This window comes from Microbacterium sp. AG238, from assembly GCF_003610405.1.
In the GTDB taxonomy this organism is placed as follows: Bacteria; Actinomycetota; Actinomycetes; order Actinomycetales; family Microbacteriaceae; genus Microbacterium.
In genome coordinates, this window is record NZ_RAQC01000001.1 from 376,178 (window position 1) to 399,508 (window position 23,331).

A 23,331-nucleotide genomic window follows, 5' to 3' on the forward strand; every position below is an offset into this window, starting at 1 on the left:
GAGCGCAGACATGACCGACACCAACATCACCACTCCCGCCCTCACCGCAGACCCCGAGGTCGCCGCGGCAGCCGCGCAGTTCCTCACCCCGGTCGTGCACAAGATGCAGGCACTCGTCGTCAACGGCAAGCAGGCGCACTGGAACGTCCGCGGCTCGAACTTCATCGCGATCCACGAGCTTCTCGACTCGGTCGTCGCTCACGCTCAGGACTACGCCGACACCGCGGCAGAGCGCATCGTCGCCTTGGGCCTCCCGATCGACTCGCGCGTCTCGACCATGGCCGAGAAGACCACGACGGCCGTGCCCGCCGGGTTCGCGCAGTGGCAGGACGAGATCAAGGCGATCGTCTCCGACATCGACGCGACCCTCGTCGACCTTCAGGCCGCTATCGACGGTCTCGACGAGGTCGACCTGACCAGCCAGGACGTCGCCATCGAGATCAAGCGCGGCGTTGACAAGGACCGTTGGTTCCTCCTGGCGCATCTCGCCGAGTAATCCACGGCGCCGACGCAACGGCGCGGAGACCGGGTACCGGGCGATCAAGCGAGAGCCCGGTACGCCGGTCGCCGCGCCGTTGCGTCGTTCATGGGTGACGTCCCCGGCCGCTCCGCCCCTCAGGCGAGGTGGGTGAGGCGGCCCGCGAGCAGCGTCGCGGCGACGGCGGTCGACCGCAGTGCCCCCGGCGTCTCGGCCGCGAGAGGATCGCGGTCGACGATGATGAGGTCGGCGACGTCGCCGGGTGCGATCGCCGACCCGGTCTGCGAGCCGCCGGCGGTCGACGCCGCGAGGGCTGCTGCCGCCGACACCCGCTGGTGCGGGCGCCAAGGCTCTCGATCATCGCGCGTTCGGAACACCGCATCCGACATCGTCGTCCAGGGATCGAGACGCGCGACGGGAGCATCCGAGCCGAAGAGCAGGTTCGCCCCCGAGTCGACCAGCTCGCACATGGGGTAGCCGATCGCGGTCTGCCCCGCCCAGAACTCGTCCGCCATGTCACGATCGTCGACCGCGTGCGACGGCTGAACACTCGCGCCGACGCCGAGGCGCGCAAACCGGGGGATGTCAGCGTGCGCGACGAGCTGAGCGTGCTCGATCGTGCCCGTGGCTCCGGTCATCGCGAACGCGTCCAGCGCGTGCGAGTTCGCGACGTCGCCGATCGCGTGGACCGCGCAGGCGATCCCCGCGCCCGTCGCGAGCCGCATCAGCTCGACGAGCTCACCCGGCGGCACGGTCATGACTCCGAAGTCGGTCGCGGCACCCGGGTAATGGTGCGAGCATGCCGCCGTCCTCGTTCCCAACGACCCGTCGGTGATCACCTTGAACGGCCCCATCCGCACGAGCCCGCGTGGATCGATGGCATCGCCGGTCTCGAGTCCCTCGGAGATCGCCCGTTCGAGCAGGCTGGCGTAGACCCCGAACGAGACGCGCACGGCGTCGTATCCGCGGCTGAGCCGGCGAGCCCAGGCCTCGGCGTTCCATGCCATGTCGAGGTCGACGATGCCGACGATCCCCCGCGCCGCCGCGGCCGACATCGACTCCACGACCGCGGTGTCCGCGAGCGACGGATCGCACGCGTTCAGTCGGCGTGAGATCTCGAAGGCGGGCTCCTCGCGCAGCACGCCGTCGGTCGTCGACATCCCCTCGCGCCGGAGAGCAGCACTGTTGAGCCAGACGCTGTGGACGTCGGCGTTGATGAGATAGGTCGGCTCGTCGCCGGTCATCCCGTCGAGCAGTTCGAGGGAAGGGCGATCCGGCCACAGGGCGTCACGGAAGCCCGAGCCGATACGGCGGCCGTCGTGGTCGGCGGCCGCTCTTCCCATGACAGCCGCCGCCTCGGCGGCGCTCGCGATGCCCTCGAGATCGACCCGCCGGGCCGCGAGCGCCCACTGCACAGTGTGGACATGGTGGTCCCAGAGGCCGGGGAGCAGCCGACCGCCGCCCCCGTCGATCACCGCGCCGCGCCGGGGCAGTGCTGCGGCGGGCGCGATGTCGGCGATGGTTCCGCCGGAGAGGTGCACGTCGACGGGGTCCGCCCCGAACGGATCGGTGCGGCCCGGCCCGGTCAAACGGACGTCGGCGATGACGGCGACGCCATCGCCGCGTGCGGGACCGGTCACGACCGAACCTCGCGGGCCGCGCGCATCGTCGCGTGCGCGCGTCTCATCTCGTCCGCGAGGCGAGGATCGGCGTACGGGGTGGCACCCGCGTCAAGTTTGTCGATGATCGTGTCGACCACGGCATCCGGTCGGTTCTGGCTCAGCTTGCGCTTCGCCTCGACGCGCGTCGGAGACAGACGAAACCCCACCGTGCCACGTTCGAGACGGCGCACGAAGCCCTCGTCGTTCGGCGGAGCCCACAGTCCCCGGGGGTCTGCGAGCCCCGACTCGAACCGGTCGACCAGGCGCTCGAGCACGCGCAGGTTCTCGTCCGGCGTCAAGATCTCCGGCACTCCGGAGAGGTGTACCGACACGAAGTTCCATGTGGGAACCGCGGCCACGTCGCCGTACCACTGGGGAGACACGTAACCGTGCGGCCCCTGGAAGACGACGAGCAGTTCGCCCTGCCCGAGGCCGTGAAGCAGATCATCGGGACGTCCGACGTGCCCGACGATGGTGAGGTCGTCGCGTTCCTCATCGAGAAGCACCGCGTAGTGGGACGCGACCAGGCCGTCGGCTCCCGTGCTGACGATCGTGACCCAGGGATTCTCCGCGATGACGCGACGGATCTCGACGACGTCCGTCATCGCGAAGCTCGGGTTCTGCCTCATGCGTTCACCTCTGACAGTTCGGGCACCAATACAGCTTGCGCGATGCCATCTCCTCGAGAACGATCGCGGTGCCGCAGACACGGCAGGGCAGACCCGCACGGTGATAGACCCAGTGCCGATCGTCGCGGTGAGCCATGGCCCGGCGCCACGCCTCCGGGTCGAGATCGTCCATCGTCATCATCTGGCCCGTCTCGACACCGATCGCGAGCAGCCGGGCCCAGTCGCGCCACAGGTGCCTGACGGTCTCCTCAGGGACGTCACGACCCGGGGTGTGCGGGTTCAGGCGTGCACGGAAGAGCATCTCGGCACGGTAGACGTTCCCGATGCCGCTGACCACGCTCTGGTCCATGAGGAGCAGTCCGATGGGTGTCGGCTTGCGACGGACCGTCGCGGTGAACCGCTCCTCGCCGTCCTCGACATCGTCGACCAGCGGATCGGGGCCGAGCTTGGCGATCGTCGCCTGGACCTCCTCGGGCGTCTGCAGCTGGCAGGCGGTCGGCCCGCGCAGGTCCGCGCAGGTCTCTTCGGTGAGCAGACGCAACCGCACCTGTCCGACGACCGGAGGCGGCCAGTCGTCGTCTCCGGTCGCGCCCTCACCGCCGAGCCCCGTGGTCTGCTCGCTCATGCGCACCCGGCCTCGGGCCAGGCGGGGCGCGCCGATCGAGCTGAGCGAGTTCTCTCCGGCGCTGTCGTAAACCGGCGCGAGCACGGTGCCGCGCTGGTTGGTGTGTCCCATGCGACCGTTGGCCGACGCGATGGTCGGATCGACGACGATCTGGCCGGCGAAGTCCCACGCGCCGTACATCCCGAGGTGCACACGCAGCCAGACGTCGTCCTCGAAGGCGAGGAACATCTGTTTTCCCACCGCGCGCGCCTCGAGCGCCTCGCGGCCATCGAGCACTGCGGCACCCTCGACGAACCGCCCCTGCGGGCTCGAAGCAGCCACGACGTGCCCCACGATGTTGCGCTCGAACTGGCGGGCGATCCGGTGGACGGAGTGGCCCTCGGGCATCAGCCTGCTTCCGGATCGAACGAGTCGGAGGCGGGAAGCGGCGACGTGGCGCCGTCCGCGCCCGCCCGCGGATCGGGGAGCAGGCTGCCGTCGGCCTCGTAAGCGGCGAGCTGCGCGATGCGGCGTGCATGGCGCTCCTCTCCGCTGAACGGTGTGGCGATGAAACGGTCGATGAAGGTCACCGCCTCGTCGAACGTGTGCTGGCGGGCGCCGATGGCGATCACGTTGGCGTCGTTGTGCTCGCGCGCGAGCTCGGCGGTCGGGATGTTCCACACGAGTGCTGCGCGCACCCCGTGCACCTTGTTCGCCGCCATCTGCTCGCCGTTGCCCGACCCGCCGAAGACCACTCCGAGGGCCTCGACCCCGGCCTGCTGGTCCCGCACCACGGCTTGCGCCGCTCGGATGCAGAACGCCGGGTAGTCGTCGACCGGGTCGTACTCGATCGGGCCGTGGTCGACGACGTCGTGACCGGCCTCGGCGAGATGGTGCTGGAGCTGAGTGGAGAACTCGAGACCGGCGTGGTCGGTCGCGATATGGATGCGCATGGCACCATCCTATGAATGTGCGAGCCCCGAAAGCGTAGGCTGGCACGGTTGCCGTCGGCGCCAGCAGCGCGCGGCCCTGAATCCTCACCCCGACCCTGGGAGCAGAACGCACGTGCCTGGAGAGAACCTCACCCGCATCGAGGCGCAGGAGCGCCGCGCGATCGTCGACACGCAGAGCTACGACATCGCCCTCGATCTGACCGTCGGCGCGGAGACCTTCCGGTCGCGCACCGTCATCCGCTTCGCCGCCACCGAAGGCGCGTCCACCTTCGTGGATCTCATCGCGCGCGAGGTCCGGGAGATCACCCTCAACGGTCGCGCGGTCGACCTCGCGTCCTTCCGCGACTCGCGCATCGCGCTCGACGACCTCGCCGCACAGAACGAGCTCATCGTCGACGCGGACTGCCTCTACACCAACACCGGTGAGGGCCTGCACCGCTTCGTCGACCCCGTCGACGGCGAGGTGTACCTGTACTCGCAGTTCGAGGTCCCCGACTCGCGTCGCGTGTTCGCCGTGTTCGAGCAGCCCGACCTGAAGGCGGAGTTCCGCTTCACGATCACCGCTCCCGCGGAATGGAAGGTCGTCTCCAACTCCCCCACGCCCGAGCCGGTGCCCGGCGACGGCGGAACGGCGACCTGGGCGTTCGAGCCCACCCCCCGTATCTCGTCGTACATCACGGCGCTCGTCGCAGGTCCGTACGAGCAGGTCTTCTCCGAACTGACCAGCGCAGACGGACGGGTGATCCCGCTCGGCGTCTATGCGCGCAAGAGCCTGTGGCAGTACCTCGACGCCGACTACGTGTTCGAGAAGACCCGTCAGGGCTTCGCCTACTTCGAGGAGAAGTTCGGCGTCCCCTACCCGTTCGCGAAGTACGACCAGCTCTTCGTGCCCGAGTTCAACGCCGGAGCCATGGAGAACGCCGGCGCCGTCACGTTCACCGAGACGTACGTCTTCCGCTCCAAGGTCACCGACGCCGTCAAGGAACGTCGCGTCGTGACGATCCTGCACGAGCTCGCGCACATGTGGTTCGGCGACCTGGTCACCATGAAGTGGTGGAACGACCTGTGGCTCAACGAGTCGTTCGCGGAGTGGGCGTCCACCATCGCCACGGCCGAGGCCACCGAATGGACCGAGGCCTGGACGACCTTCAATGCGATGGAGAAGACCTGGGCCTATCGTCAGGACCAGCTTCCCTCGACGCATCCCGTCGTCGCCCGCATCAACGACCTCGAGGACGTTCAGGTCAACTTCGACGGCATCACGTATGCCAAGGGTGGATCCGTCCTCAAGCAGCTGGCGGCCTGGGTAGGCGTGGAAGCGTTCTTCTCCGGGGTGTCGGCATACTTCCAGAAGCACGCGTGGGGAAACACCGAGCTGTCGGACCTTCTCGTCGAACTCGAGGCCACGAGCGGCCGCGAGCTCGAGTCCTGGTCGAAGAAGTGGCTCGAGACGGCGGGCGTGAACACGCTCGAGCCCGAGATCGCCACGGATTCCGACGGCATCATCACCCGCTTCGCCATCGTGCAGACGGCACCCGCGGACTATCCCACGATCCGTCCGCACCGCCTCGGGGTCGGGTTCTACTCGCTCACGGACGGCGCCCTCGTCCGCACCCACCACGTCGAGCTCGATGTCGACGGCGACCTGACCGAAGTCCCCGAGCTCCAGGGCCGCGCGCAGCCCGACCTGGTTCTGTTGAACGACGAAGACCTCGCCTACGCCAAGATCCGTCTCGACGAGCGCTCGCTCCGCACGGCCGTCGAGCACCTCGCGAAGATCAGCGACCCACTCGCGCGGTCGCTGGTGTGGGGCGCCGCGTGGGATCAGACCCGTGATGCGGAGGCCTCGGCAACCGACTACATCGACCTCGTGCTGCGCAACATCGGTACCGAGACCGAGTCCACCACCGTGCGGACCACCCTCGGCCAGCTGCAGCTCGCGGCGAACTCGTACGTCGACCCGCAGAACCGGGATGCCGCCCGGGCCCGAGTCGCCGACGGGCTGTGGGCCCTCGCGCAGCAGGCCGAGGCCGGAAGTGACAGCCAGCTCCAGTTCGTGACCGCATTCGCGTCATCGGCGTCGACCCCCGGCCACGCCGATGTCGTCCGCGCGCTGCGATCGGGCGACACCGTCCTCCCGGGACTGGAGATCGACGCCGACCTGTCGTGGGCGCTCCTCGTCTCGCTCGCGGCGTCGGGCGCCGTCTCGGCCGCCGACATCGATGCCGCGCTCGCCGCCGACAACACCGCCAAGGGCGGAGAGTTCGCCGCGCAGGCTCGGGCAGCTCTCCCCTCAGTCGAGGCGAAGAAGGCGGCGTGGGCGTCGCTCATCGAGAACGACGATCTGCCCAACACCGTGGTCCGCTCCGCCGCCGCCGGATTCACCCACCCGGCGGGTGTGGCCCATCTCGCAGGGTTCGTCGACGAGTACTTCGCGATGCTGTCGCCCGTCTGGGAGTCGCGCACCTACCAGATCGCGCAGTATCTGATCGTGGGCCTGTACCCCGCGGCGCTCGCCAACACCGAGCTGCGCGACGCGACCCGCGCCTGGCTCTCGCAGAACCCCGAGGCTCCCGCCGCTCTGCGTCGACTCGTGGCCGAGAACCTCGCCGGCGTCGAGCGCGCGCTCGCCGTGCAGGAGCGCGACGCGCAGGGCTGAGGTCATCCGCAATGCCGATGGGCGTCGTACTCCGGTACGACGCCCATCGGCATGTGACGGCACCGGCGACGGACGACAGGCCGCGACGGCCCTCGATAGCGTGGGGCGCATGATCGTTGCAGATGGCCTCACGAAGAGGTACGGAGACAAGACCGCCGTCGATGGGGTGAGCTTCACCGTGCAGTCCGGCAAGGTGACCGGCTTCCTCGGCCCGAACGGTGCCGGCAAGTCCACCACGATGCGGATGATCGTCGGGCTCGACCGGCCGACGTCAGGCCGGGTCACGATCGACGGCCGCGACTACCGCTCGCTGCGCTCCCCGCTCACAGAGGTCGGCATCCTGCTCGACGCCAAGGCCGTGCACACCGGCCGAAGCGCGCGCAACCACCTGCGCGCCATGGCCGCGACTCACGGCATTCCCCGCTCGCGCGTGGACGAGGTGATCGAGATCACCGGCCTCGGTTCGGTGGCGGGCAAGCGCGCCGGCAAGTTCTCCCTGGGTATGGGCCAGCGTCTGGGCATCGCCGCGGCGCTGCTCGGAGATCCGCAGACGCTGATCCTCGACGAGCCCGTCAACGGCCTCGATCCCGAGGGCGTGCGCTGGGTGCGCCAGTTCGTCCGCGGGCAGGCAGCTCAGGGGCGCACCGTCCTGCTGTCGAGCCACCTGATGAGCGAGATGGCGCTCACCGCCGATCACGTCATCGTGCTCGGACGCGGACGCGTCCTGGCCGACGCCGGCATCGACGAGCTCGTCCGCTCGTGGACGAGCAACACCGTCGTCGTTCGGACGCCCCGCGCCGACGAGCTCATCCGGCTCATCGCGGGCCCCGATGTCGCCGTCACGACGGGTGAGCCCGGTCTGCTGCAGGTCGCAGGACTCAGCGCCGCTGCGATCGGCGACGCCGCCGCAGCGCACGGCATCCCGCTTCATGAGCTGACACCGCGCGCCGGCTCGCTCGAAGACGCCTATCTCGCTCTGACCGAGGGATCGGTCGAATACCAGACCAAGGGAGCCGTGCGATGACCACCACCGCTGTGCACACCGCGGCGCCCGCGCGCCCCACGCAGCCCGACGCTCGTCTGTCCTTCGGACGCCTCGTCCGCAGCGAGGCCATCAAGCTGCTGACGCTGCGCTCCACCTGGTGGTCGCTGGCCGTCACCGCGGTCCTGGCGATCGGGATCTCGCTCCTCATGGCATGGGCCTCCCAGGAGTTCAGCGGCGACTTCAATCCGGTGGGTGCGATCGTCGCACCGATGCAGTTCACGATGCTCGTCGCCGGCATACTCGGCGCCATGGCCATCACGGGCGAGTACTCCACCGGAATGATCCGTTCGACCCTCACCGCTGAACCGCGACGCGGGGCCGTGCTCGTGGCGAAGGGCGTCGTCGTCGCTCTCCTCCTCGCCGCGACGACCGTCGTCACCACGATCGTGTCGGTCGTCGCCTCTGCGCCGATCTTCGGCGAGCGAGCCATCGACTGGTCGGATGCCGAGACCTCCGTGATCCCGCTCGCTCTGGGCGTCCTCGCGATGGCGACCTTCGCGCTGCTGGGTCTCGGCTGGGGATTCATCATCCGCAGCGGTGCCGGCGCGATCGCCGCGACGGTGGGCATCCTCTTCGTCCTGCCCATCGTGCTGAGCATGTTCTCCTTCGCGGGCGAGTCCTGGGCGTGGATCGTCGATCTCACCCAGTACCTGCCCTCGAGCGCGGCCCAGACCGTCACGACACCCGGCAGCGATGAGTTCGTGACGGGCCTCATCACCCTCCTCGCCTGGCCGGCTGCGACGCTGCTCGGCGGGTGGGCGATTCTCCGCTCGACCGACGCGTAGGGTACGAGGAGTGTCTCCCGGAAGCCGCAGCCCGTCATCGCATGATGACGAGCTGCGGCTTCCGCGTCCCCCGGGGGTGCTGCGGCAGTTCTGGGCACGGCATCCCGTCTTCGCCGACATCCTCACCGCCCTGATCTGCCTCGCGTTCTCGCTCGTCCCCGCGACGAGTTACGAGGATCGCATCGACGAAGCGGTCGGTCTCGGCCAGCGGTGGCCCGCGACCGGACCGTTCGTCATGGTGATCATCGTGCTGGGCTGCGCGTCACTCCTGGTGCGCAGACGCTACCCGACGGTCGTGTTCGTGGGAGCGGTCATCGTCTCGTTGGCCTACCTCCTCGCGCCTCTGCCGACGGGCGGCCCGATGCTCGGGATCGCGGCCTATACCCTCGCCGTCCACCGGAGCGTCCGTGCCTGCCTCATCGGTGTCGGTGCGGCCCTCGGCGTGATGGCCTCGGTGGTCGCGGTACTCGCGTTCACCGGGGGCATCAGCCCCGCGATCGCCTGGAACTCCCTGGTCAGCGAGGCGCTCGCTGCGCTGATCGGCTCGCTCATCGGCGCCAACGTCGGCAACCGTCACCGCTACGTCGCGGCGCTGATCGACCGGTCGCGCCAGCTCGTCGTCGAGCGCGACCAGCAGACCCGGCTCGCCGCGGCCGCCGAGCGCGATCGCATCGCACGCGAACTCCACGACATCGTCGCCCATTCGCTCACCGTGATGGTCGCCCTCGCCGAGGGGGTCGCTGCGTCCAACGACATCGATCGGGCTCGTCCCGGCGCCACCGCGATCGCGTCCACGGGCCGTGAAGCGCTGCGTGACATGCGTGCCACGCTCGGCATCCTGCGGGAGGACGACATCGCGCCGCTCGCTCCCCTGGCCCGCGACACGACCGTCGCGACGGTCGATTCCGCGCGTGCCGCCGGCTTCGACGCGACGCTGACCGTCTCGGGCGACAGGCCGCAGCTCAGCAGCGCGGTGCAGCTGGCCATCTCGCGGATCGTCCAGGAAGGCGTCACCAACGCCATGCGCCACGCGCGCCATGCGGAACGCATCGACGTGCGAGTCGCGTACCGTCCGGACGCTGTAGAGGTCGACATCGTCGACGACGGCGAGCCGGTGGTACCCACACTGTCGCCGTCGGGATACGGGCTGCGCGGACTCCGCGAGCGCGTCATCCTTGCGGGTGGGTCGGTGACCGCGGGGGCGGGTCCCGGCCGAGGATGGCGCGTGCACGCCCGCATCCCGCTCGAACAGGAGAACCATGACCGTTGACCAGGCCTCCCCCATCCGCGTGCTGATCGTCGACGACCAACAGCTCATCCGCCTGGGGTTCCGCATGGTGCTCGACGCTGCCGAGGGCATCGAGGTCGTCGGCGAGGCGGATGACGGCGCGGCGGCGCTCCGCTCCGTCGCCTCGTCGTCTCCCGATGTCGTGCTCATGGACGTGCGTATGCCCGGCGTCGACGGCATCGAGGCCACCGCACGCATCCGAGCGGAGTATCCGGGCGTCGCGGTGCTGGTGCTGACGACCTTCGACCTCGACGAGTACGCGTTCGGCGCGCTCCGCGCCGGCGCCGGAGGCTTCCTGCTGAAGGATGCGCGTCGGGACGAGCTCGTCGCCGCGGTGCGTGCGGTCGCCGCGGGCGAAGCGACCCTGGCTCCGCGGATCACGCGGCGGATGATCGAGCTGGTCACCGCGACAGGACTCCCGGCGCCCCAGCCGGTCGCCCCGAGCTCGCTCACCGCCCGCGAGGCGGACGTCCTGGCCGCGATGGCGCGAGGGCTGACGAATCTCGAGATCGCGGCCGAGCTGTTCCTCAGCGAGTCGACGGTGAAGACCCATGTCGGTCGTATCCTGACCAAGCTCCCCGCACGAGACCGCGTGCACGCCGTGCTCATCGCCCATGGGCTCGCCGATCCCGGCGTCGACTCCTGACCATGCTCTCGGGAGAGTCAAGGGACGCATCGTTAGGATCGGAGCGATGACCACCGTGACCACTCCGCTGCCCTTGGCCTGGGAGTTCCCCGCTGAGGATTTCTGGAAGTTCCTGTCCGGAGCGGGCTGGAACATCGTCGCCGTCGCCGGAATCGTGCTGGGCGCGTTCGCGCTGTCGTGGGTGATGCGCCGACTCATCGGGCGCATCGTCGACCGCATCGTACGCGGCGCGAAGACGCGCGCCGAGGCCGAAGACACGCGCGCGATCGACATGTCGCCGCTGGCTCAGGTGCGCATCGTGCAGCGCACGCGGACGCTCGGCTCGATCTTGACCAACATCGTCAACGTCACCATCGTCATCGTCGCGCTGCTCATGGTCGTCGGGGTCCTCAGCCCCGGCATTCTCGGTTCGTTCACGCTGTTGTCGGCTGCCATCGGCGCGGGCCTGGGTTTCGGCGCCCAGAACATCGTCAAAGACGTGCTGAACGGCATGTTCATCGTCGCCGAGGACCAGATCGGCATCGGCGATGTCGTCGACCTCGGACTCGCGACCGGCATCGTCGAGTACGTCAGCGTGCGTGTCACGCATGTTCGCGACGTCAACGGCACGCTGTGGTTCGTTCGTAACGGCGAGATCACCCGCATCGGCAACATGTCGCAGGGCTGGTCGCGGGTGATCATCGATCTCGCGGTGCCTGCCGACACTGATGTCGAGGTCGTCGAGAAGACGGTGATCGACGCGGCGAAGGACCTCGCACGCGAGCCGAAGTGGCGGAGCCGGATCATCGAGAAGCCCGAGCTCTGGGGGCTGGAGTCGATCACCGGCGACGCTCTCTTGATCCGCGTGGTCGTGAAGACGCGTCCCAACGCGAAGGACGACGTCGCGCGAGCGTTGCGCGTACGGCTGAAGCACGCGGTGGATGAGCTCGGGGTCAAGCTGCCGCAGCTCAACTCCACCGTCCTCACCGGCTTCGAGGGTGCCCAGAGCATCCGGGGGGCGAATCCGCCGCGGACCAAGCCCCACCCCGTGACCCCGCCGCCGGTGAAGGGGCGCCCGCAGTGGCGGCCGAAGCGCAACAAGGGCGGCGGCGCGGGATCGGATGCCGCTGCCTCGCCCGAGTCGCACCCCGGCGACGGCGATTCATCCGATCAGCAGAAGGGCAACCCGTGAGCGACCAGGTCAGCTTCTACGACGAGGTCGGCGGACACGGCACGTTCGTGCGCCTCGTCGATGTCTTCTATCGGGAGGTGGCCGCCGACGACGTCTTGCGGCCGATGTACCCCGAGGCAGACCTTGCTCCCGCGGCCCACCGGCTGACGACTTTCCTCGAGCAGTACTGGGGCGGTCCGAGCACCTACGGCGAGGAGCGCGGTCACCCCCGGCTGCGTATGCGTCATCGCCCGTTCCACGTCGATCCCGACGCGCGAGACCGGTGGCTGCGCCACATGCGAACGGCGCTCGACGAGCTCGCGCTACCGCCGTTGCACGAGGCGACGCTCTGGGACTACCTCGAACGCGCAGCGTATGCGATGGTCAACACGTTCGATCCTGCCGGGATTGCTTCGCAGCGCCCGGACGGCCGGGCGACGATCGATCTGAATCCCGCACCCGCCGACGACACGTCGACGCCCAGCTGACTCACCGTCCGGGGCCGGTCGCCCGCACGGGGGTCAGCCCCATCGCGACGGGGCCGCGGGTGAGCACGTGCCCGCGCGCGAAGGACACGCGCGTCCAGACGTCGGTGCGACGGATCGTCGGCTTCTCGGCGCCCGCGATGAACCCCAGTCCGACAGCCGCGAAGGCCACACCCAGGGGCAGACCCGCCAGATCGCCGTCCGGCGCACCCCACACCGACGAGCGGACGAGGTGGACGACGTCGTCACCGGCCCCCGTGGGCAGCTGACGCGCGACGGCGGCGATACCCCACTGAGCGCGGAGCGAAACGCGGGCGGAGTCGAGCGTCCCGTCTTCCCGCCAACCGGTGCGCGGCGGCGAAACACCGGACCACGCGGCCGTGACCGCGCTGTCCGGGAGCCGGACGGCGCGATCGTCGTCGGCGTCGGGGGCGAGGGCAGCGGCGTCGACCGTGAGGTCGCACTCGAGCTCGGGATCGACCCGCGCCGTCCGCAGAGCGAGGACGAACGGGGTGGGGTCGGTGAGCGAACGCGGAGACAGCGGAGCACACGAGAGCGCGAGGACGCCGGCGCCGGCCTGCAGCCTGACGACGCCGTCGCCGTGCCGGGCGGCGCGGCCGGCGAACGTCAGGACGTCGCGCGCGACCTCGGAATGCGGGAAGAAGAGGCGCTCGGACATCCGTCCTAGACTACCGAGCGATGTCCGCACACAGCTCAGCTCCCGCACCCGACCACTCCGCCGAAGAGACGGATCCCGTCGCCGCCATGCTCAGCGTGCTCGACCTCTCGTCGAGCGAGGCGCGGACGACAGAGGACATCTTCACCGGCAGATCGCAGGTCATGCCGCAGGGACGCGTCTTCGGAGGGCAGGTGCTCGCCCAGGCGACGATGGCTGCGATGCGCACCGTGCCGGACGAACGTGTGCCCCATTCGATGCACGGGTACTTCCTGCGCCCGGGCGACTCGGCGCGCAACATCACCTTCTCCGTGGACCGCATCCACGACGGGCGCTCGTTCTCGACACGGCGAACGCAGGCGTTCCAGAACGGGATGCCGATCTTCTCGATGATCGCGTCGTTCGAGGACGAGGACCCCGGCGTCGAGCACGCGGAACCGATGCCCGACGGAATGCCGCAGCCCGAAGACCTCCCCGCACTCGAAGAGCAGTTGAGCGGCATGCACCCGCTGAGCCGGCGGATCTTCTCTGCGAGCCCCATCGAGCTGCGCCACGTCACCGCTCCGATCTACCTGGACCCGGACCCCACGAAGACGCCCCGGCAGGCGGTCTGGGCCCGCACCCGCTCAGCCCTGCCCGACGATCCCACCGTGCACCGCGCGGCGCTCGCGTTCCTCAGCGACCTCACCATCCAGGAGCCGGTGCTGCGCGCACACGGGCTCGCGTGGGCGACGCCGGGCCTGAAGGTCGCGAGCCTCGACCACGCGATGTGGTGGCACCGCTCGGCGCGCGTGGACGACTGGCTCCTCTACGTCCAGGAGTCGCCCAGCGCGCGTGGCGGGCGAGGCCTGTCGACGGGACGCATCTACGACCGCGCGGGAACACTCATCGCGAGCGTCGCGCAGGAGATCATGGTGCGGGTCCCCGGCACGGAGATCTCGGGGACGATCAGCGACGGTGAGCGTAGGTGATGGGCTCTCCGACGATAGGGGCCCACGCCGTTCGCATCTGATCGGTCAGGCGTACGGGCCGGCCCGTCTCGGTCGACACCATCACCACCACCGCGGTGGACCGGGCGTAGCACGTCTGCACCTCATCGTCACGGGGACTGTAGACCTCGTAGCAGACGTCGATGCTCGACCCCCCGATGCGACCGATCCAGAGTTGGACGTCGAGTGGGCGCTGACCGTAGGGAACGGGCGCGAGGTACTCGATCTCCTGCCGCGCGATCAGCGTCATGGTCTCAGCTGACAGGCTCAGGGCATCGAGGATCGCGGTCGATGGCCCCGAGAGACCGGCTTCCGGCTTCCAGAACGCACGCAGGCGCGCCTCTTCGAGGAGCTTGAGCATCGAGGTGTTGTTGACGTGTCCGAGCGCGTCGAGGTCTCCCCAGCGCAGATGGATCGGGATACGGACGCGCGTGGCCCCGGCGGTCGTCACCACCGAGGCCACCGAGTGCGACTCGTGATCAGTCACGCGTGAGCTTGCGGTAGGTCGACTTCGCGGGGTTCGCCGCATCCGCACCGAGCCGCTCGATCTTGTTCGCCTCGTACGCCTCGAAGTTGCCCTCGAACCAGTACCACTGCGCCGGGTTCTCCTCGGTGCCCTCGTACGCGAGGATGTGCGTCGCGATGCGGTCGAGGAACCACCGGTCGTGGGTGATGACGACGGCACAGCCGGGGAACTCGAGAAGGGCGTTCTCGAGCGAGCTGAGCGTTTCGACATCGAGGTCGTTGGTTGGCTCGTCGAGGAGCAGCAGGTTTCCGCCCTCCTTCAGGGTCAGCGCGAGGTTCAGACGGTTGCGCTCACCACCGGAGAGCACCCCCGCCTTCTTCTGCTGGTCGGGTCCCTTGAAACCGAACTTCGACACGTACGCGCGCGAGGGGATCTCGGTCTTGCCCACCGTGATGATGTCCAACCCGTCCGAGACGACCTCCCACAGCGTCTTCTCGGGGTCGATGTTGCCGCGCGACTGGTCGACGTAGCTGATCTTGACGGTCTCGCCGATCTTCAGCTCACCACCGTCCAGCGGCTCCAGGCCCACGATCGTCTTGAAGAGCGTGGTCTTTCCGACACCGTTGGGTCCGATGACACCGACGATCCCGTTCGGCGGAAGGTTGAAGCTGAGTCCGTCGATGAGCACGCGGTCACCGAACGCCTTGTGCAGCTTCTTCGCGTCGATCACGACGCTGCCCAGGCGCGGGCCGGCGGGGATCTGGATCTCCTCGAAGTCGAGTTTGCGCGTGCGCTCGGCCTCGGCGGCCATCTCCTCGTAGCGAGCCAGTCGCGCCTTCGACTTGGTCTGACGGCCCTTCGCCGAGCTGCGGACCCACTCGAGCTCTTCCTTCAGACGTTTCGCGAGCTTGGCGTCCTTCTTACCCTGGACGTCGAGGCGCTCGGCCTTCTTCTGGAGGTAGGTCGAGTAATTGCCCTCGTAGCTGAGGAGCCGGCCGCGGTCGACCTCGGCGATCCACTCCGCGACGTTGTCGAGGAAGTACCGGTCGTGCGTGATGGCGATGACGGCGCCCTTGTAGGCCTGCAGGTGCTGCTCGAGCCAGAGCACGCTCTCGGCGTCGAGGTGGTTGGTCGGCTCGTCGAGCAGAAGCAGGTCGGGCTTCTGGAGGAGCAGTCGCGCGAGTGCGACGCGGCGGCGTTCTCCACCCGAGAGCGGAGCCACCGATGCGTCGGCCGGCGGAGTGCGCAGCGCTTCCATCGCCTGGTTCAGTTGCGAATCGAGGTCCCAGCCGTCGGCGGCGTCGATCTCCTCCTGCAGGGTGCCCATCTCGGCGAGCAGCGCGTCGAAGTCGGCGTCGGGGTCGGCCATGAGCGCGGAGATCTCATTGAACCGGTCGAGCTTGGCCTTGATGGCGACGCCCGACTCGATGTTCTCGAGCACGGTCTTCGTGTCGTCGAGCTCGGGCTCCTGCATGAGGATGCCCACGGTGAAGCCGGGCGTGAGCTTCGCCTCGCCGTTCGACGGCTGGTCGAGACCCGCCATGATCTTCAGGATCGTGGACTTACCGGCGCCGTTCGGGCCGACCATACCGATCTTTGCGCCGGGGAGGAATGCCATCGTGACGTCGTCGAGGATGAGCTTCTCGCCGACCGCCTTGCGGGCGCGGACCATGGAGTAGATGTATTCGGCCATAACGTCTCGAGTCTAGTCGGCGGGGCCGTCGGGTTCCGCCGCGCGGGCCCCGCGATTCACCAGTCGATGGGGCGCGTGTTCCCGATCAGGCAGCCACCGCTCGGAAGCTCCGGGACCACCATGGCCGTGGGTGCGGGGGTCGAGGGGCCGACTTGTCCGACGAGACACTCTCCCGCCCACAGGACGGAGAACTGCAGACTGTCGACCGGGTCGTCGACAGAGGTCCGGTCGGCCGTCACCTGCATCGTGGATTTGTCGAAGCCCGCCGCCACGAGCGCGTCGACATAAGCGCGACCCGCGACGCTGTCGGGCGAGGCCGCCACCTGATTCATGACCTCGGTGAAGAGCGGGAGGTTGTCGCTCGCCGTGCTCTCGGGCGAGAGGGGCGCGGGCCCCTCCGACGTGGTCGGCTGAGGGGTGGGAGCAGCCGATGTGGCGGGAGGCGCCGGCTCGGGGACGAACATCGAGCACCCCGATAGCGACACGACGACGACGAGAGCGCCGGCCGCCCCCACCAACGAGCGGGCGAGGGGCGAACGAAGCAGACGCATGCCTGGATTCTAGACGGAGCTCCGTCACCCGACCCTGTCAGAAGGGCGTCTGGCCGCCGCCGTCCGTCTCCGGAACGACCGCGACGGCCCAGTCACCGTCGACGCTGGAGGGACCCGGCGGGACGGCCGGGCCCGTGTCCACGGCGCCGGAGCGGTCGGGGGCGTCTGCATCCGGGCGCGGGGTGCGCTGGAATGTGGCCGTACCCCATTTGAGGTCATGTCCGATCGCATCGGCGTCGATCTCGATCTCGATGCCGCGCTTGTCGCCGGCCTCCCACTCTTTCAGCCGCAGTCGTCCGTCGACGATGACCCGCTGCCCTTTCCGAAGGGACGCGAAGGCGTTCTCGCCGAGCGCACGGAACACACTGATCCGGTACCAGTTCGTCGTCCCGTCGACCCATTCGCCGGACTGCGCGTCGCGATAGCGCTGGCTGCTCGCAAGCCGGAAGCTCGTGACCGGGATGCCGCTGCCCGTGCGGCGCTGCTCGGGCTCGGTGGCGATGTTTCCGATGACGGTGATGCGGTCTGACATGTCTGCTCCTCAGCGGGGCACGGAAGGGGAACGCTCCGGCACCCGCGTGCCCGCCGAGTGCCGGAGCGCTCCTAGCTTGTGCTCCGCACGGTCGACGACGAGGGCGGTTCCGCACATCGGTGCAGAACCGCCCTCGTTACCCGCTGGGGAGGAGTCAGCTCCGGGCGTACTCCGCGAAACGGGCGCGCACCTTGTTGACCTTCGGCACCGCCACCGCGAGGCAGTATCCCTGTCCGGGGTTCTTCGCGAAGAAGTCCTGGTGGTAGTCCTCCGCGGGGTAGAAATCATCGGCGGGCTCCATCGTCGTCACCACGCCGCCGCCCCACATCTCGTCGGCGCGGTCGCGGGCGGCGGCGAACAGTTCGCGCTGCGCGTCATCCAGCGGGAACATCGCCGAACGATACTGGGTGCCGACGTCGGCTCCCTGCCGGTTGAGCTGTCGGGGGTCGTGCATCGTGAAGAAGGCGTCGAGGATCACGTCTGCGGGGATCACATCCGGGTCGAACGTCACCGATACAGCCTCGGCGTGGCCGGTCGTGCCCGTGCAGACCGCCTCGTAGCTGGGGTGCGGGACGTTGCCGCCGATGTAACCCGACACGACCTCGGAAACACCGTCGAGCGCGCGGTACGCGGCGTCGAGGCACCAGAAGCAGCCCCCGGCGAGGATGAAGGTGGTGGTCATGGAAAGCTCCGTTCTCCCGCTCACGCGAGGTCTCACCCTAGCCAACCATCACGCCCGCGCCGGTGTTCCCGCCGATGTCGGAGGCACTGCGTAGCCTCCGAGGAGGAGGCACACATGTCGACGATGCCGGCTCAGATCGATCAGACCCTGACAGTGACGGGGCGCCCGAGTGACAGGCTCGTGGCGCTCGGCACCGACCGCTGGCGGGTCGTCGCGGGCGACGGCCACGTGCGGGGGCTCGTCCGCCGCGTCCAGACGCCGCGCGGCGAGCGATTCCTCGCCCTCCGATTCCACGCGCCGTCCCGTTCCTTCCGATCGATCGGCGAGTTCTGGCGCATCGCAGAGGCGGCCGACACCCTCCGACTCTCACGATGACCCCTCGCGACCCGCGCCGAGCGCGCTTCACACGAGGGCGTCGAGGGGCGGCGGTCCCGCCGTCCGGGCGCCGCTCGTCACACGCGCCCACACTGAGGCCAAGACATCGACGGCTCGCTCGAGCTCGGCCGGCGATGCCGTGAACGGCATGCGCAGTCGGTTCTCGTGTCCCCCGTCGACGGCGAAGCGCTGACCGGAGCTGAGGTAGACGGACTCCGCACGCGCACCGAGGACAAGCGGTCCGCTGAGGGGCGCCGGGAGACCGACCCACAGAGCGACGCCACCGTCGACATCGGGAACATCCCAATCAGGCAGCTTGTCGCGCAGAGCCGCCCGCACGGCGCGGTAGCCGCTCGAGAGCAGCTCGGCGCGCTGCGGCAGTATCTCGGCCATCCGCGGAAGGAGACGTGCCGCCACTTCCTGCTCGAACTCCGCCGTACCGAGGTCACGCGCCGGACGCGCCGCGTGGAGCCGGCGGATGACCTCCGGCTGGGCGCGGACCCATCCGACGCGCAAGCCGCCCCACACGGTCTTTCCGAGCGAGCCGATCCGGACGACATCCTCCTCCTGCAATGCCAGGGGCGCTGGCGCACCGAACGCCAGTTCCGCCGTGGTCTCGTCCACGACGAGCGTGCAGCCGCGCTGGGCGACCTCGCGCAGCGCCTCCTGCTCGCGCCTCGTCATCGAGCGGCCCGTCGGGTTCTGCAGGGTGGGCATCAGATACGCGAGCGCAGGTCGGGTTCGTCGTGCTGCCTCGTCGAGGCGATCGAGATCCCACCCGTGGGTCGTGGTGACCGGCACCGCGACGAGGCGGGCCCCCGCGGCTCGCAGAGCCTCAGCGGCATGGGGGTAGGTGGGGGTCTCGACGAGCACGCGCTCACCCCGGGCCACGAGCACCTCCGACAAGAGATGGATGGCGCTCTGCGCGCCTGCGGTGACGAGGATCTGATCCCGCGACGTCGCGATGCCGCGCTGGGTGTAGCGGTCCGCGATCGCGTCGCGCAGACGGTTCGACCCCAAGGTGTCGTAACCCGTTCGCGAGACGAGCCTTGCGGCATCCGATGCCGTCTCCGCGATGACCCCTGCGAGTCCTGGCCAAGCACTCGGGCTCGCCTGCTGCAGATCGATCGACCCTGGCTCTGCGAGTACCGTCCCTCCGCCGCGTGACGGCTGGGCGGTGGTCACACTGCCCGAACCCCGCAGGCTCTCGATATGCCCGGTCGCGCGCAGGCTGGCGTACGCGCTCGCCACTGTCGTCCGGCTCAGCCCCAGCGTCTGTGCGAGAGCGCGCTCGGCCGGGAGCAGCGTGCGCGCAGCGATGCGATTGTCGAGGCACAGCAGTCGGATGCCGTCTGCAAGAGCCTCGTATGCCGGCTCTCGGGTGCGCCAGCCTCCGAGCGCGACTTCCAACGACCTGGCCGAGATCCGGGAGTGCATACGGCCACAGTACGTGAATTGGCCTCTTTCGCAATGGCCAATTCACCGGTGAAATGGTCGGGTGATCCTCCGCTTCTCACAGCTCATCGTCGGCCTCGTCCTGTTCGGCGTGGGCTGCGCCGTCATGGTCGACGCCGGGATCGGGCTCGACCCGTGGACGGTCTTCGCCGAAGGAGTGAGCAAGAACACCGGCATCGGCATCGGATGGGTGGTGAGCATTACGGGGTTCCTGGTGCTGTTGCTGTGGATCCCTCTGCGTCAACGGCCAGGCGTCGGCACCGTCGCCAACATCCTCGTGGTCGGCGCCGCGATGCAGTTCAGCCTTCCCCTGCTAGGCACGCCCGACCACTGGCTCGCTCGAGTCGTGATGTTCCTCGCAGGCACCGTCCTGGTCGGGGTCGCCTCGGGGATCTACATCGGCGCACGTCTCGGCCCGGGCCCCCGTGACGGACTCATGACCGGCATCCACCAGCGGTGGGGATGGCCCATCTGGGCGGGTCGACTCGGCGTCGAGGCGACCGTCCTCGTCACCGGGTGGCTGCTCGGTGGCACGGTCGGCCTCGGCACGGTTCTGTTCGCGGTCCTCATCGGCCCCATCGTGCACGTCAGCCTGCCGCTGTTCGACCGGCGTTCCCGCAGTCGCGTGGGTGGCGGCACGGGCCGGGCCGAGCCTGCCGCGGCGCCCGCCGCCCCGATGCCCGGCCTCAGTGCTCCCGGAACGTAGGCCACTCCGCTCCCGGCGTCATGTGCGCATGGAGGGCGCTCTTCGCGATCTCCATCGTGGGATACGAGCCGAGCTCGGCGTCTGCTCCCGCCATCGTCACGACGTACTCGTCGCCGCGATGGCGAATCATCCCCGCGACTCCCCCGGTTCCGTATGCCACCCATAGTGCTGTAGATCGCGTCTGCGCGTTCATCCTCGAACCCCTTCCGACACCGGCAGGCTACGCCGCCGGAACCCGCGGGGCCAGAGCCCGGCGCCTTCTGGCCGGACATGCCCGCCGCCGCGCGATACCGTAGAGACATCCGCCTCCGTAGCTCAGTGGATAGAGCAGCGGCCTTCTAATCCGTTGGTCACAGGTTCGAATCCTGTCGGGGGCACTCCGCGTGCGCGTCACGATGACCGCGTGTACCTCCGGGCCGTGTCGTCTCGCAACGGTCGCGCCATGAGCGCGAGCAGGCCCGCGAACGCCCAGAGTACGAGCAGCAGGACGGCTTCGCTCGAGACGATGACGAGGAACGCCGCGACGACGATGAGCGACAGCACGCCCAACGAGAACCGCCACTGCGACGCGAGCTGGACCACGGCGATACGAGCCGCATCACGCAGACGGAACTCGAAGCCGGCAGTGAGGACGACCATGTGGCCGCCCCAGATGAGGACGAGCGCACTCAGCACCGTGTAGAGCGGGCGCAGGGCCGCCCCGCCGTCGACGTCTCCGAGGTGGATCAGGTTGAAGGTCAGCAGTGCGAGCGCGAGCGCCGCCGGCGCCGCCCACCGAAGAGTGGGCACGAGGTCGCGGCGATATGAGCGCAAGAAATGGCGACTGGGCGACAGATCGGTGTGCGCGACCGTGGCCGCCGCCACCCCCGCGACGAGCGCGGGGGCGACGGGCAGCAACGCGAGCACGAACAACGGGAGGTTCGAGGGGTCGCGATCGAGCAACAGGATCGTGACGATGGACGGGAGCACGGCGATCAGCAGCTGCGCCTCCAGCACCATCTGTCGGTAGACGAACGCCGCGCCGCGTGACAACGGCCCCCGCCCGACCTCATCGGCCGGGTCGCTTCGACGATCCGTGGTGGCCTCGACATCCATTTCCTCGCTCCCTCCGTCCCGCGCCCTTCCGCTCAGTCCTGTTTCAGCGTTCGCTCGAGGGCTGTGTTGAAGGTGTCGATCAGCTGGCCCGACCCCAGTCCCTCGAGCTCGGCCACGTACGCGTCCCAGTCGTTCTCGATGGAGCGCTGGCCGGTGATGAACGATGCGGTCGCGGCGTGCACGGCGTCGGTGAGCTGCGTCTGCAGCAGCGAGGTCTGCTCGAGCTCGATCTCGTTGAGAAGCGGCGCGGGCGCCGTCGGGAGCTGCTCCTTCTTCTCGAGCTGCGCCGCCGTCCACGCGGCGATCTCGTCGGTCATCATCGAGAGCACCAGCTCTTGAGACGAGCCGTTCGCGAGCAGGAAGACACCGTTGCTGTAGCCGTAATCGGCGTTGAGCAGCTTCGGCGCGCCGGCGTTGATCGAGCTCCAGGCGATGTCGTCCATGAGCTTGCGCGTGCCGTCCGCCTCGCGTGTGAACGTCTCGCCCTCGACGCCCCACTGCGCGAACTCGAGGCCCTCGTCGGAGTAGTACAGCCAGTCGACGAACTGCAACAGCGCCTTGAAGTAGGGCTTCTCGGCGGCAGCGCTCGAGATGAGGATGCCCGATGTGAAGCGACCGCTCGGCAGCTTGTCCCCCGCCGGTCCGCCGGGGAGCGAGAGCAGCCGGATCGGAACGTCGCCCTGCCCCGAGTCAGCGAACTTCTGCCGGTACTCGGCGATTGTCTGCGTGTTGCCGGAGATCGCGGCCGATTTGCCGGCGATGAACTTCTGCACGGCCTGGTCGTCGCTCTGGGTGATCTCCGGGTCGAGGACGCCCGCCTCGACCAGAGCGGCCGCGTCGGAGACGACCTCCTTGTACCCGTCGGACGCGCCGGTGAACACGTACTCGCCGGCTTCCTGGTCGTACCACGTGTTCGCATAGCCCCAGCCGGCTGCCGTCGGATAGTTCGGCGCCATGATGCTCAGCAGCGAGCCGAGCGGCGTCGCGTCGGTCCAGCGGTCCGACATGGCGTAGTCGAGTTCGGGGTTGGCTGCGGCAACCTTCTCGAGTTGCTCGAGGTACTCATCCCACGTGGCCGGGTCTTCGGAGATGCCGGCCTTCTCCCAGAGATCCTCGCGGATGGCAACGGAGTATTGAACGTCGGGAACTTCTCGCAGCCCCGGCAGATGGTAGATCTTCCCGTCCTCCTGCCGGCGATTCTGGAGGTCGTCTTCGAGACCCCAGTCGGCGATCTTCTTCTGGAAGTTCGGCATGTAGTCGAAGTAGTCGGATATCGGCAGGAGCGCCCCGCCGGAAACGAACTGCGTCTCGGACCCGGCGTAGGTCGACGAGATGATATCGGTCGCCTCGCCGCTACCGATGAGCAGCGACTTCTTCTGGTCGAAGTCGGCCATGGGGATGTCCGTGCGCGAGAACGTGACATTCTGATCGTCCTCAAGATGCCGGAAGATCGACCAGTCGTCTTTCACCGGGTAGTTGGGGTGGTCACGGTACATCAGCGAGAACTCGACGGGCTCGGTCGCGGCGAAGGTGACCCCGGCCTCGAAGTCCTCCATGGCGCCGACGGACTGCGCATCCGCGATCGTGGCGCCGCCGTCGCCGGCAGCATCCTCGGCACCGGGTCCGGAGCAGGCCGAGAGCACGAGCGCGGCAGCCGCCAAGCCCGCGGCACCGGCAAAGGTGTGGCGAGTGATTCTCATTGTGTTTCTCCTCTGTGTGAACGCCGTC

General features: G+C 68.9%; 25 protein-coding genes and 1 tRNA gene. 12 read left to right on the plus strand and 14 right to left on the minus strand.

The window, feature by feature from the left end; translation table 11 throughout:
* Positions 1-10 precede the first annotated feature (10 nt).
* On the plus strand, positions 11-496 hold the full coding sequence (locus DEU36_RS01685) for a DNA starvation/stationary phase protection protein (RefSeq protein WP_120262643.1): 486 nt from the start codon (positions 11-13) through the stop codon (positions 494-496).
* A gap of 119 nt (positions 497-615) precedes the next feature.
* On the opposite strand, the gene DEU36_RS01690 is transcribed toward DEU36_RS01685, so the two are convergent.
* The 4 genes from DEU36_RS01690 to DEU36_RS01705 are packed head-to-tail and all read right to left on the minus strand — an operon-like array spanning position 616 to position 4,325.
* Positions 616-2,118: an amidohydrolase gene (locus DEU36_RS01690; protein ID WP_120262644.1), complete on the minus strand. Its 1,503-nt coding sequence runs from the start codon at positions 2,116-2,118 to the stop codon at positions 616-618.
* Entirely contained in the window at positions 2,115-2,768 is a 654-nt protein-coding gene (locus DEU36_RS01695; protein WP_120262645.1) for an FMN-binding negative transcriptional regulator, read from the minus strand. Before DEU36_RS01695 ends, DEU36_RS01690 begins: the two co-directional genes overlap by 4 nt.
* Positions 2,769-2,772: 4 nt before the next feature.
* Entirely contained in the window at positions 2,773-3,780 is a 1,008-nt protein-coding gene (locus tag DEU36_RS01700) for an Fpg/Nei family DNA glycosylase (protein WP_120262646.1), read from the minus strand.
* The gene (locus DEU36_RS01705) at positions 3,780-4,325 is read right to left on the minus strand and encodes a ribose-5-phosphate isomerase (protein ID WP_120262647.1); all 546 of its coding nucleotides are present in this window, start codon (positions 4,323-4,325) and stop codon (positions 3,780-3,782) included. Before DEU36_RS01705 ends, DEU36_RS01700 begins: the two co-directional genes overlap by 1 nt.
* Before the next feature lie 112 nt (positions 4,326-4,437).
* Between DEU36_RS01705 and pepN the strand changes: the two genes are divergently transcribed.
* The 7 genes from pepN to DEU36_RS01740 all read left to right on the plus strand — a co-directional run bounded on the left by pepN (position 4,438) and on the right by DEU36_RS01740 (position 12,386).
* Positions 4,438-6,984, plus strand: a complete 2,547-nt coding sequence (gene pepN, locus DEU36_RS01710) for an aminopeptidase N (protein WP_120262648.1) — start codon at positions 4,438-4,440, stop codon at positions 6,982-6,984.
* A gap of 109 nt (positions 6,985-7,093) precedes the next feature.
* Positions 7,094-8,008 (plus strand): ABC transporter ATP-binding protein, encoded by a 915-nt coding sequence (locus DEU36_RS01715; RefSeq protein WP_120262649.1) that lies wholly within the window; start codon positions 7,094-7,096, stop codon positions 8,006-8,008.
* Positions 8,005-8,814: an ABC transporter permease subunit gene (locus DEU36_RS01720; RefSeq protein WP_120262650.1), complete on the plus strand. Its 810-nt coding sequence runs from the start codon at positions 8,005-8,007 to the stop codon at positions 8,812-8,814. The genes DEU36_RS01715 and DEU36_RS01720 overlap by 4 nt, the downstream gene beginning before the upstream one ends.
* Positions 8,815-8,824: 10 nt before the next feature.
* Positions 8,825-10,084: a sensor histidine kinase gene (locus DEU36_RS01725; RefSeq protein ID WP_259455170.1), complete on the plus strand. Its 1,260-nt coding sequence runs from the start codon at positions 8,825-8,827 to the stop codon at positions 10,082-10,084.
* Positions 10,074-10,748, plus strand: coding sequence for a response regulator transcription factor (locus DEU36_RS01730; protein ID WP_183045262.1), 675 nt, complete (start codon positions 10,074-10,076; stop codon positions 10,746-10,748). Before DEU36_RS01725 ends, DEU36_RS01730 begins: the two co-directional genes overlap by 11 nt.
* A 46-nt stretch (positions 10,749-10,794) precedes the next feature.
* Entirely contained in the window at positions 10,795-11,919 is a 1,125-nt protein-coding gene (locus tag DEU36_RS01735) for a mechanosensitive ion channel family protein (RefSeq protein ID WP_120262651.1), read from the plus strand.
* Positions 11,916-12,386: a globin gene (locus DEU36_RS01740; protein WP_120262652.1), complete on the plus strand. Its 471-nt coding sequence runs from the start codon at positions 11,916-11,918 to the stop codon at positions 12,384-12,386. Before DEU36_RS01735 ends, DEU36_RS01740 begins: the two co-directional genes overlap by 4 nt.
* Position 12,387: 1 nt before the next feature.
* On the opposite strand, the gene DEU36_RS01745 is transcribed toward DEU36_RS01740, so the two are convergent.
* Positions 12,388-13,062: a hypothetical protein gene (locus tag DEU36_RS01745; protein ID WP_120262653.1), complete on the minus strand. Its 675-nt coding sequence runs from the start codon at positions 13,060-13,062 to the stop codon at positions 12,388-12,390.
* A 20-nt stretch (positions 13,063-13,082) separates the two neighbouring features.
* On the opposite strand from DEU36_RS01745, the gene DEU36_RS01750 reads away from it, so the two are divergent.
* Positions 13,083-14,030: an acyl-CoA thioesterase II gene (locus tag DEU36_RS01750; RefSeq protein ID WP_183045263.1), complete on the plus strand. Its 948-nt coding sequence runs from the start codon at positions 13,083-13,085 to the stop codon at positions 14,028-14,030.
* Here DEU36_RS01750 and DEU36_RS01755 read toward each other — a convergent pair.
* From DEU36_RS01755 to msrA, 5 genes are all read right to left on the minus strand, one after another.
* Positions 14,008-14,535 (minus strand): thioesterase family protein, encoded by a 528-nt coding sequence (locus DEU36_RS01755; RefSeq protein WP_259455171.1) that lies wholly within the window; start codon positions 14,533-14,535, stop codon positions 14,008-14,010. The genes DEU36_RS01750 and DEU36_RS01755 overlap by 23 nt on opposite strands.
* Complete coding sequence (gene ettA / locus DEU36_RS01760; RefSeq protein ID WP_120262655.1) at positions 14,528-16,207, minus strand: energy-dependent translational throttle protein EttA; 1,680 nt, start codon at positions 16,205-16,207, stop codon at positions 14,528-14,530. Before ettA ends, DEU36_RS01755 begins: the two co-directional genes overlap by 8 nt.
* 56 nt (positions 16,208-16,263) lie before the next feature.
* Complete coding sequence (locus tag DEU36_RS16255; RefSeq protein ID WP_259455172.1) at positions 16,264-16,758, minus strand: DUF6993 domain-containing protein; 495 nt, start codon at positions 16,756-16,758, stop codon at positions 16,264-16,266.
* 37 nt (positions 16,759-16,795) lie between these two features.
* Positions 16,796-17,290 carry a single-stranded DNA-binding protein gene (locus DEU36_RS01770; RefSeq protein ID WP_120262656.1) on the minus strand — a complete coding sequence of 165 codons (495 nt, stop codon included), beginning with the start codon at positions 17,288-17,290 and terminating at the stop codon, positions 16,796-16,798.
* A gap of 154 nt (positions 17,291-17,444) precedes the next feature.
* Positions 17,445-17,972, minus strand: coding sequence for a peptide-methionine (S)-S-oxide reductase MsrA (gene msrA, locus DEU36_RS01775; RefSeq protein WP_120262657.1), 528 nt, complete (start codon positions 17,970-17,972; stop codon positions 17,445-17,447).
* 114 nt (positions 17,973-18,086) lie between these two features.
* On the opposite strand from msrA, the gene DEU36_RS01780 reads away from it, so the two are divergent.
* Positions 18,087-18,347, plus strand: a complete 261-nt coding sequence (locus DEU36_RS01780; RefSeq protein WP_120262658.1) for a hypothetical protein — start codon at positions 18,087-18,089, stop codon at positions 18,345-18,347.
* Positions 18,348-18,374: 27 nt separating this feature from the next.
* Here DEU36_RS01780 and DEU36_RS01785 read toward each other — a convergent pair whose 3' ends face one another.
* Positions 18,375-19,784 carry a PLP-dependent aminotransferase family protein gene (locus DEU36_RS01785; RefSeq protein WP_120262659.1) on the minus strand — a complete coding sequence of 470 codons (1,410 nt, stop codon included), beginning with the start codon at positions 19,782-19,784 and terminating at the stop codon, positions 18,375-18,377.
* Positions 19,785-19,845: 61 nt separating this feature from the next.
* On the opposite strand from DEU36_RS01785, the gene DEU36_RS01790 reads away from it, so the two are divergent.
* Complete coding sequence (locus DEU36_RS01790; RefSeq protein WP_120262660.1) at positions 19,846-20,508, plus strand: YitT family protein; 663 nt, start codon at positions 19,846-19,848, stop codon at positions 20,506-20,508.
* Here the strand turns inward: DEU36_RS01790 and DEU36_RS01795 are convergent.
* On the minus strand, positions 20,489-20,668 hold the full coding sequence (locus DEU36_RS01795; protein ID WP_259455173.1) for a methyltransferase: 180 nt from the start codon (positions 20,666-20,668) through the stop codon (positions 20,489-20,491). The two genes, DEU36_RS01790 and DEU36_RS01795, sit on opposite strands and share 20 nt — an antisense overlap.
* Before the next feature lie 144 nt (positions 20,669-20,812).
* On the opposite strand from DEU36_RS01795, the gene DEU36_RS01800 reads away from it, so the two are divergent.
* A tRNA-Arg gene (locus DEU36_RS01800) sits at positions 20,813-20,885 on the plus strand.
* A 13-nt stretch (positions 20,886-20,898) separates the two neighbouring features.
* On the opposite strand, the gene DEU36_RS01805 is transcribed toward DEU36_RS01800, so the two are convergent.
* Together DEU36_RS01805 and DEU36_RS01810 are read right to left on the minus strand one after the other, a co-directional pair.
* Positions 20,899-21,603: a hypothetical protein gene (locus tag DEU36_RS01805; protein WP_120262662.1), complete on the minus strand. Its 705-nt coding sequence runs from the start codon at positions 21,601-21,603 to the stop codon at positions 20,899-20,901.
* A gap of 32 nt (positions 21,604-21,635) precedes the next feature.
* Positions 21,636-23,303 (minus strand): extracellular solute-binding protein, encoded by a 1,668-nt coding sequence (locus DEU36_RS01810; RefSeq protein WP_120262663.1) that lies wholly within the window; start codon positions 23,301-23,303, stop codon positions 21,636-21,638.
* Between the last annotated feature and the right edge of the window lie 28 nt (positions 23,304-23,331).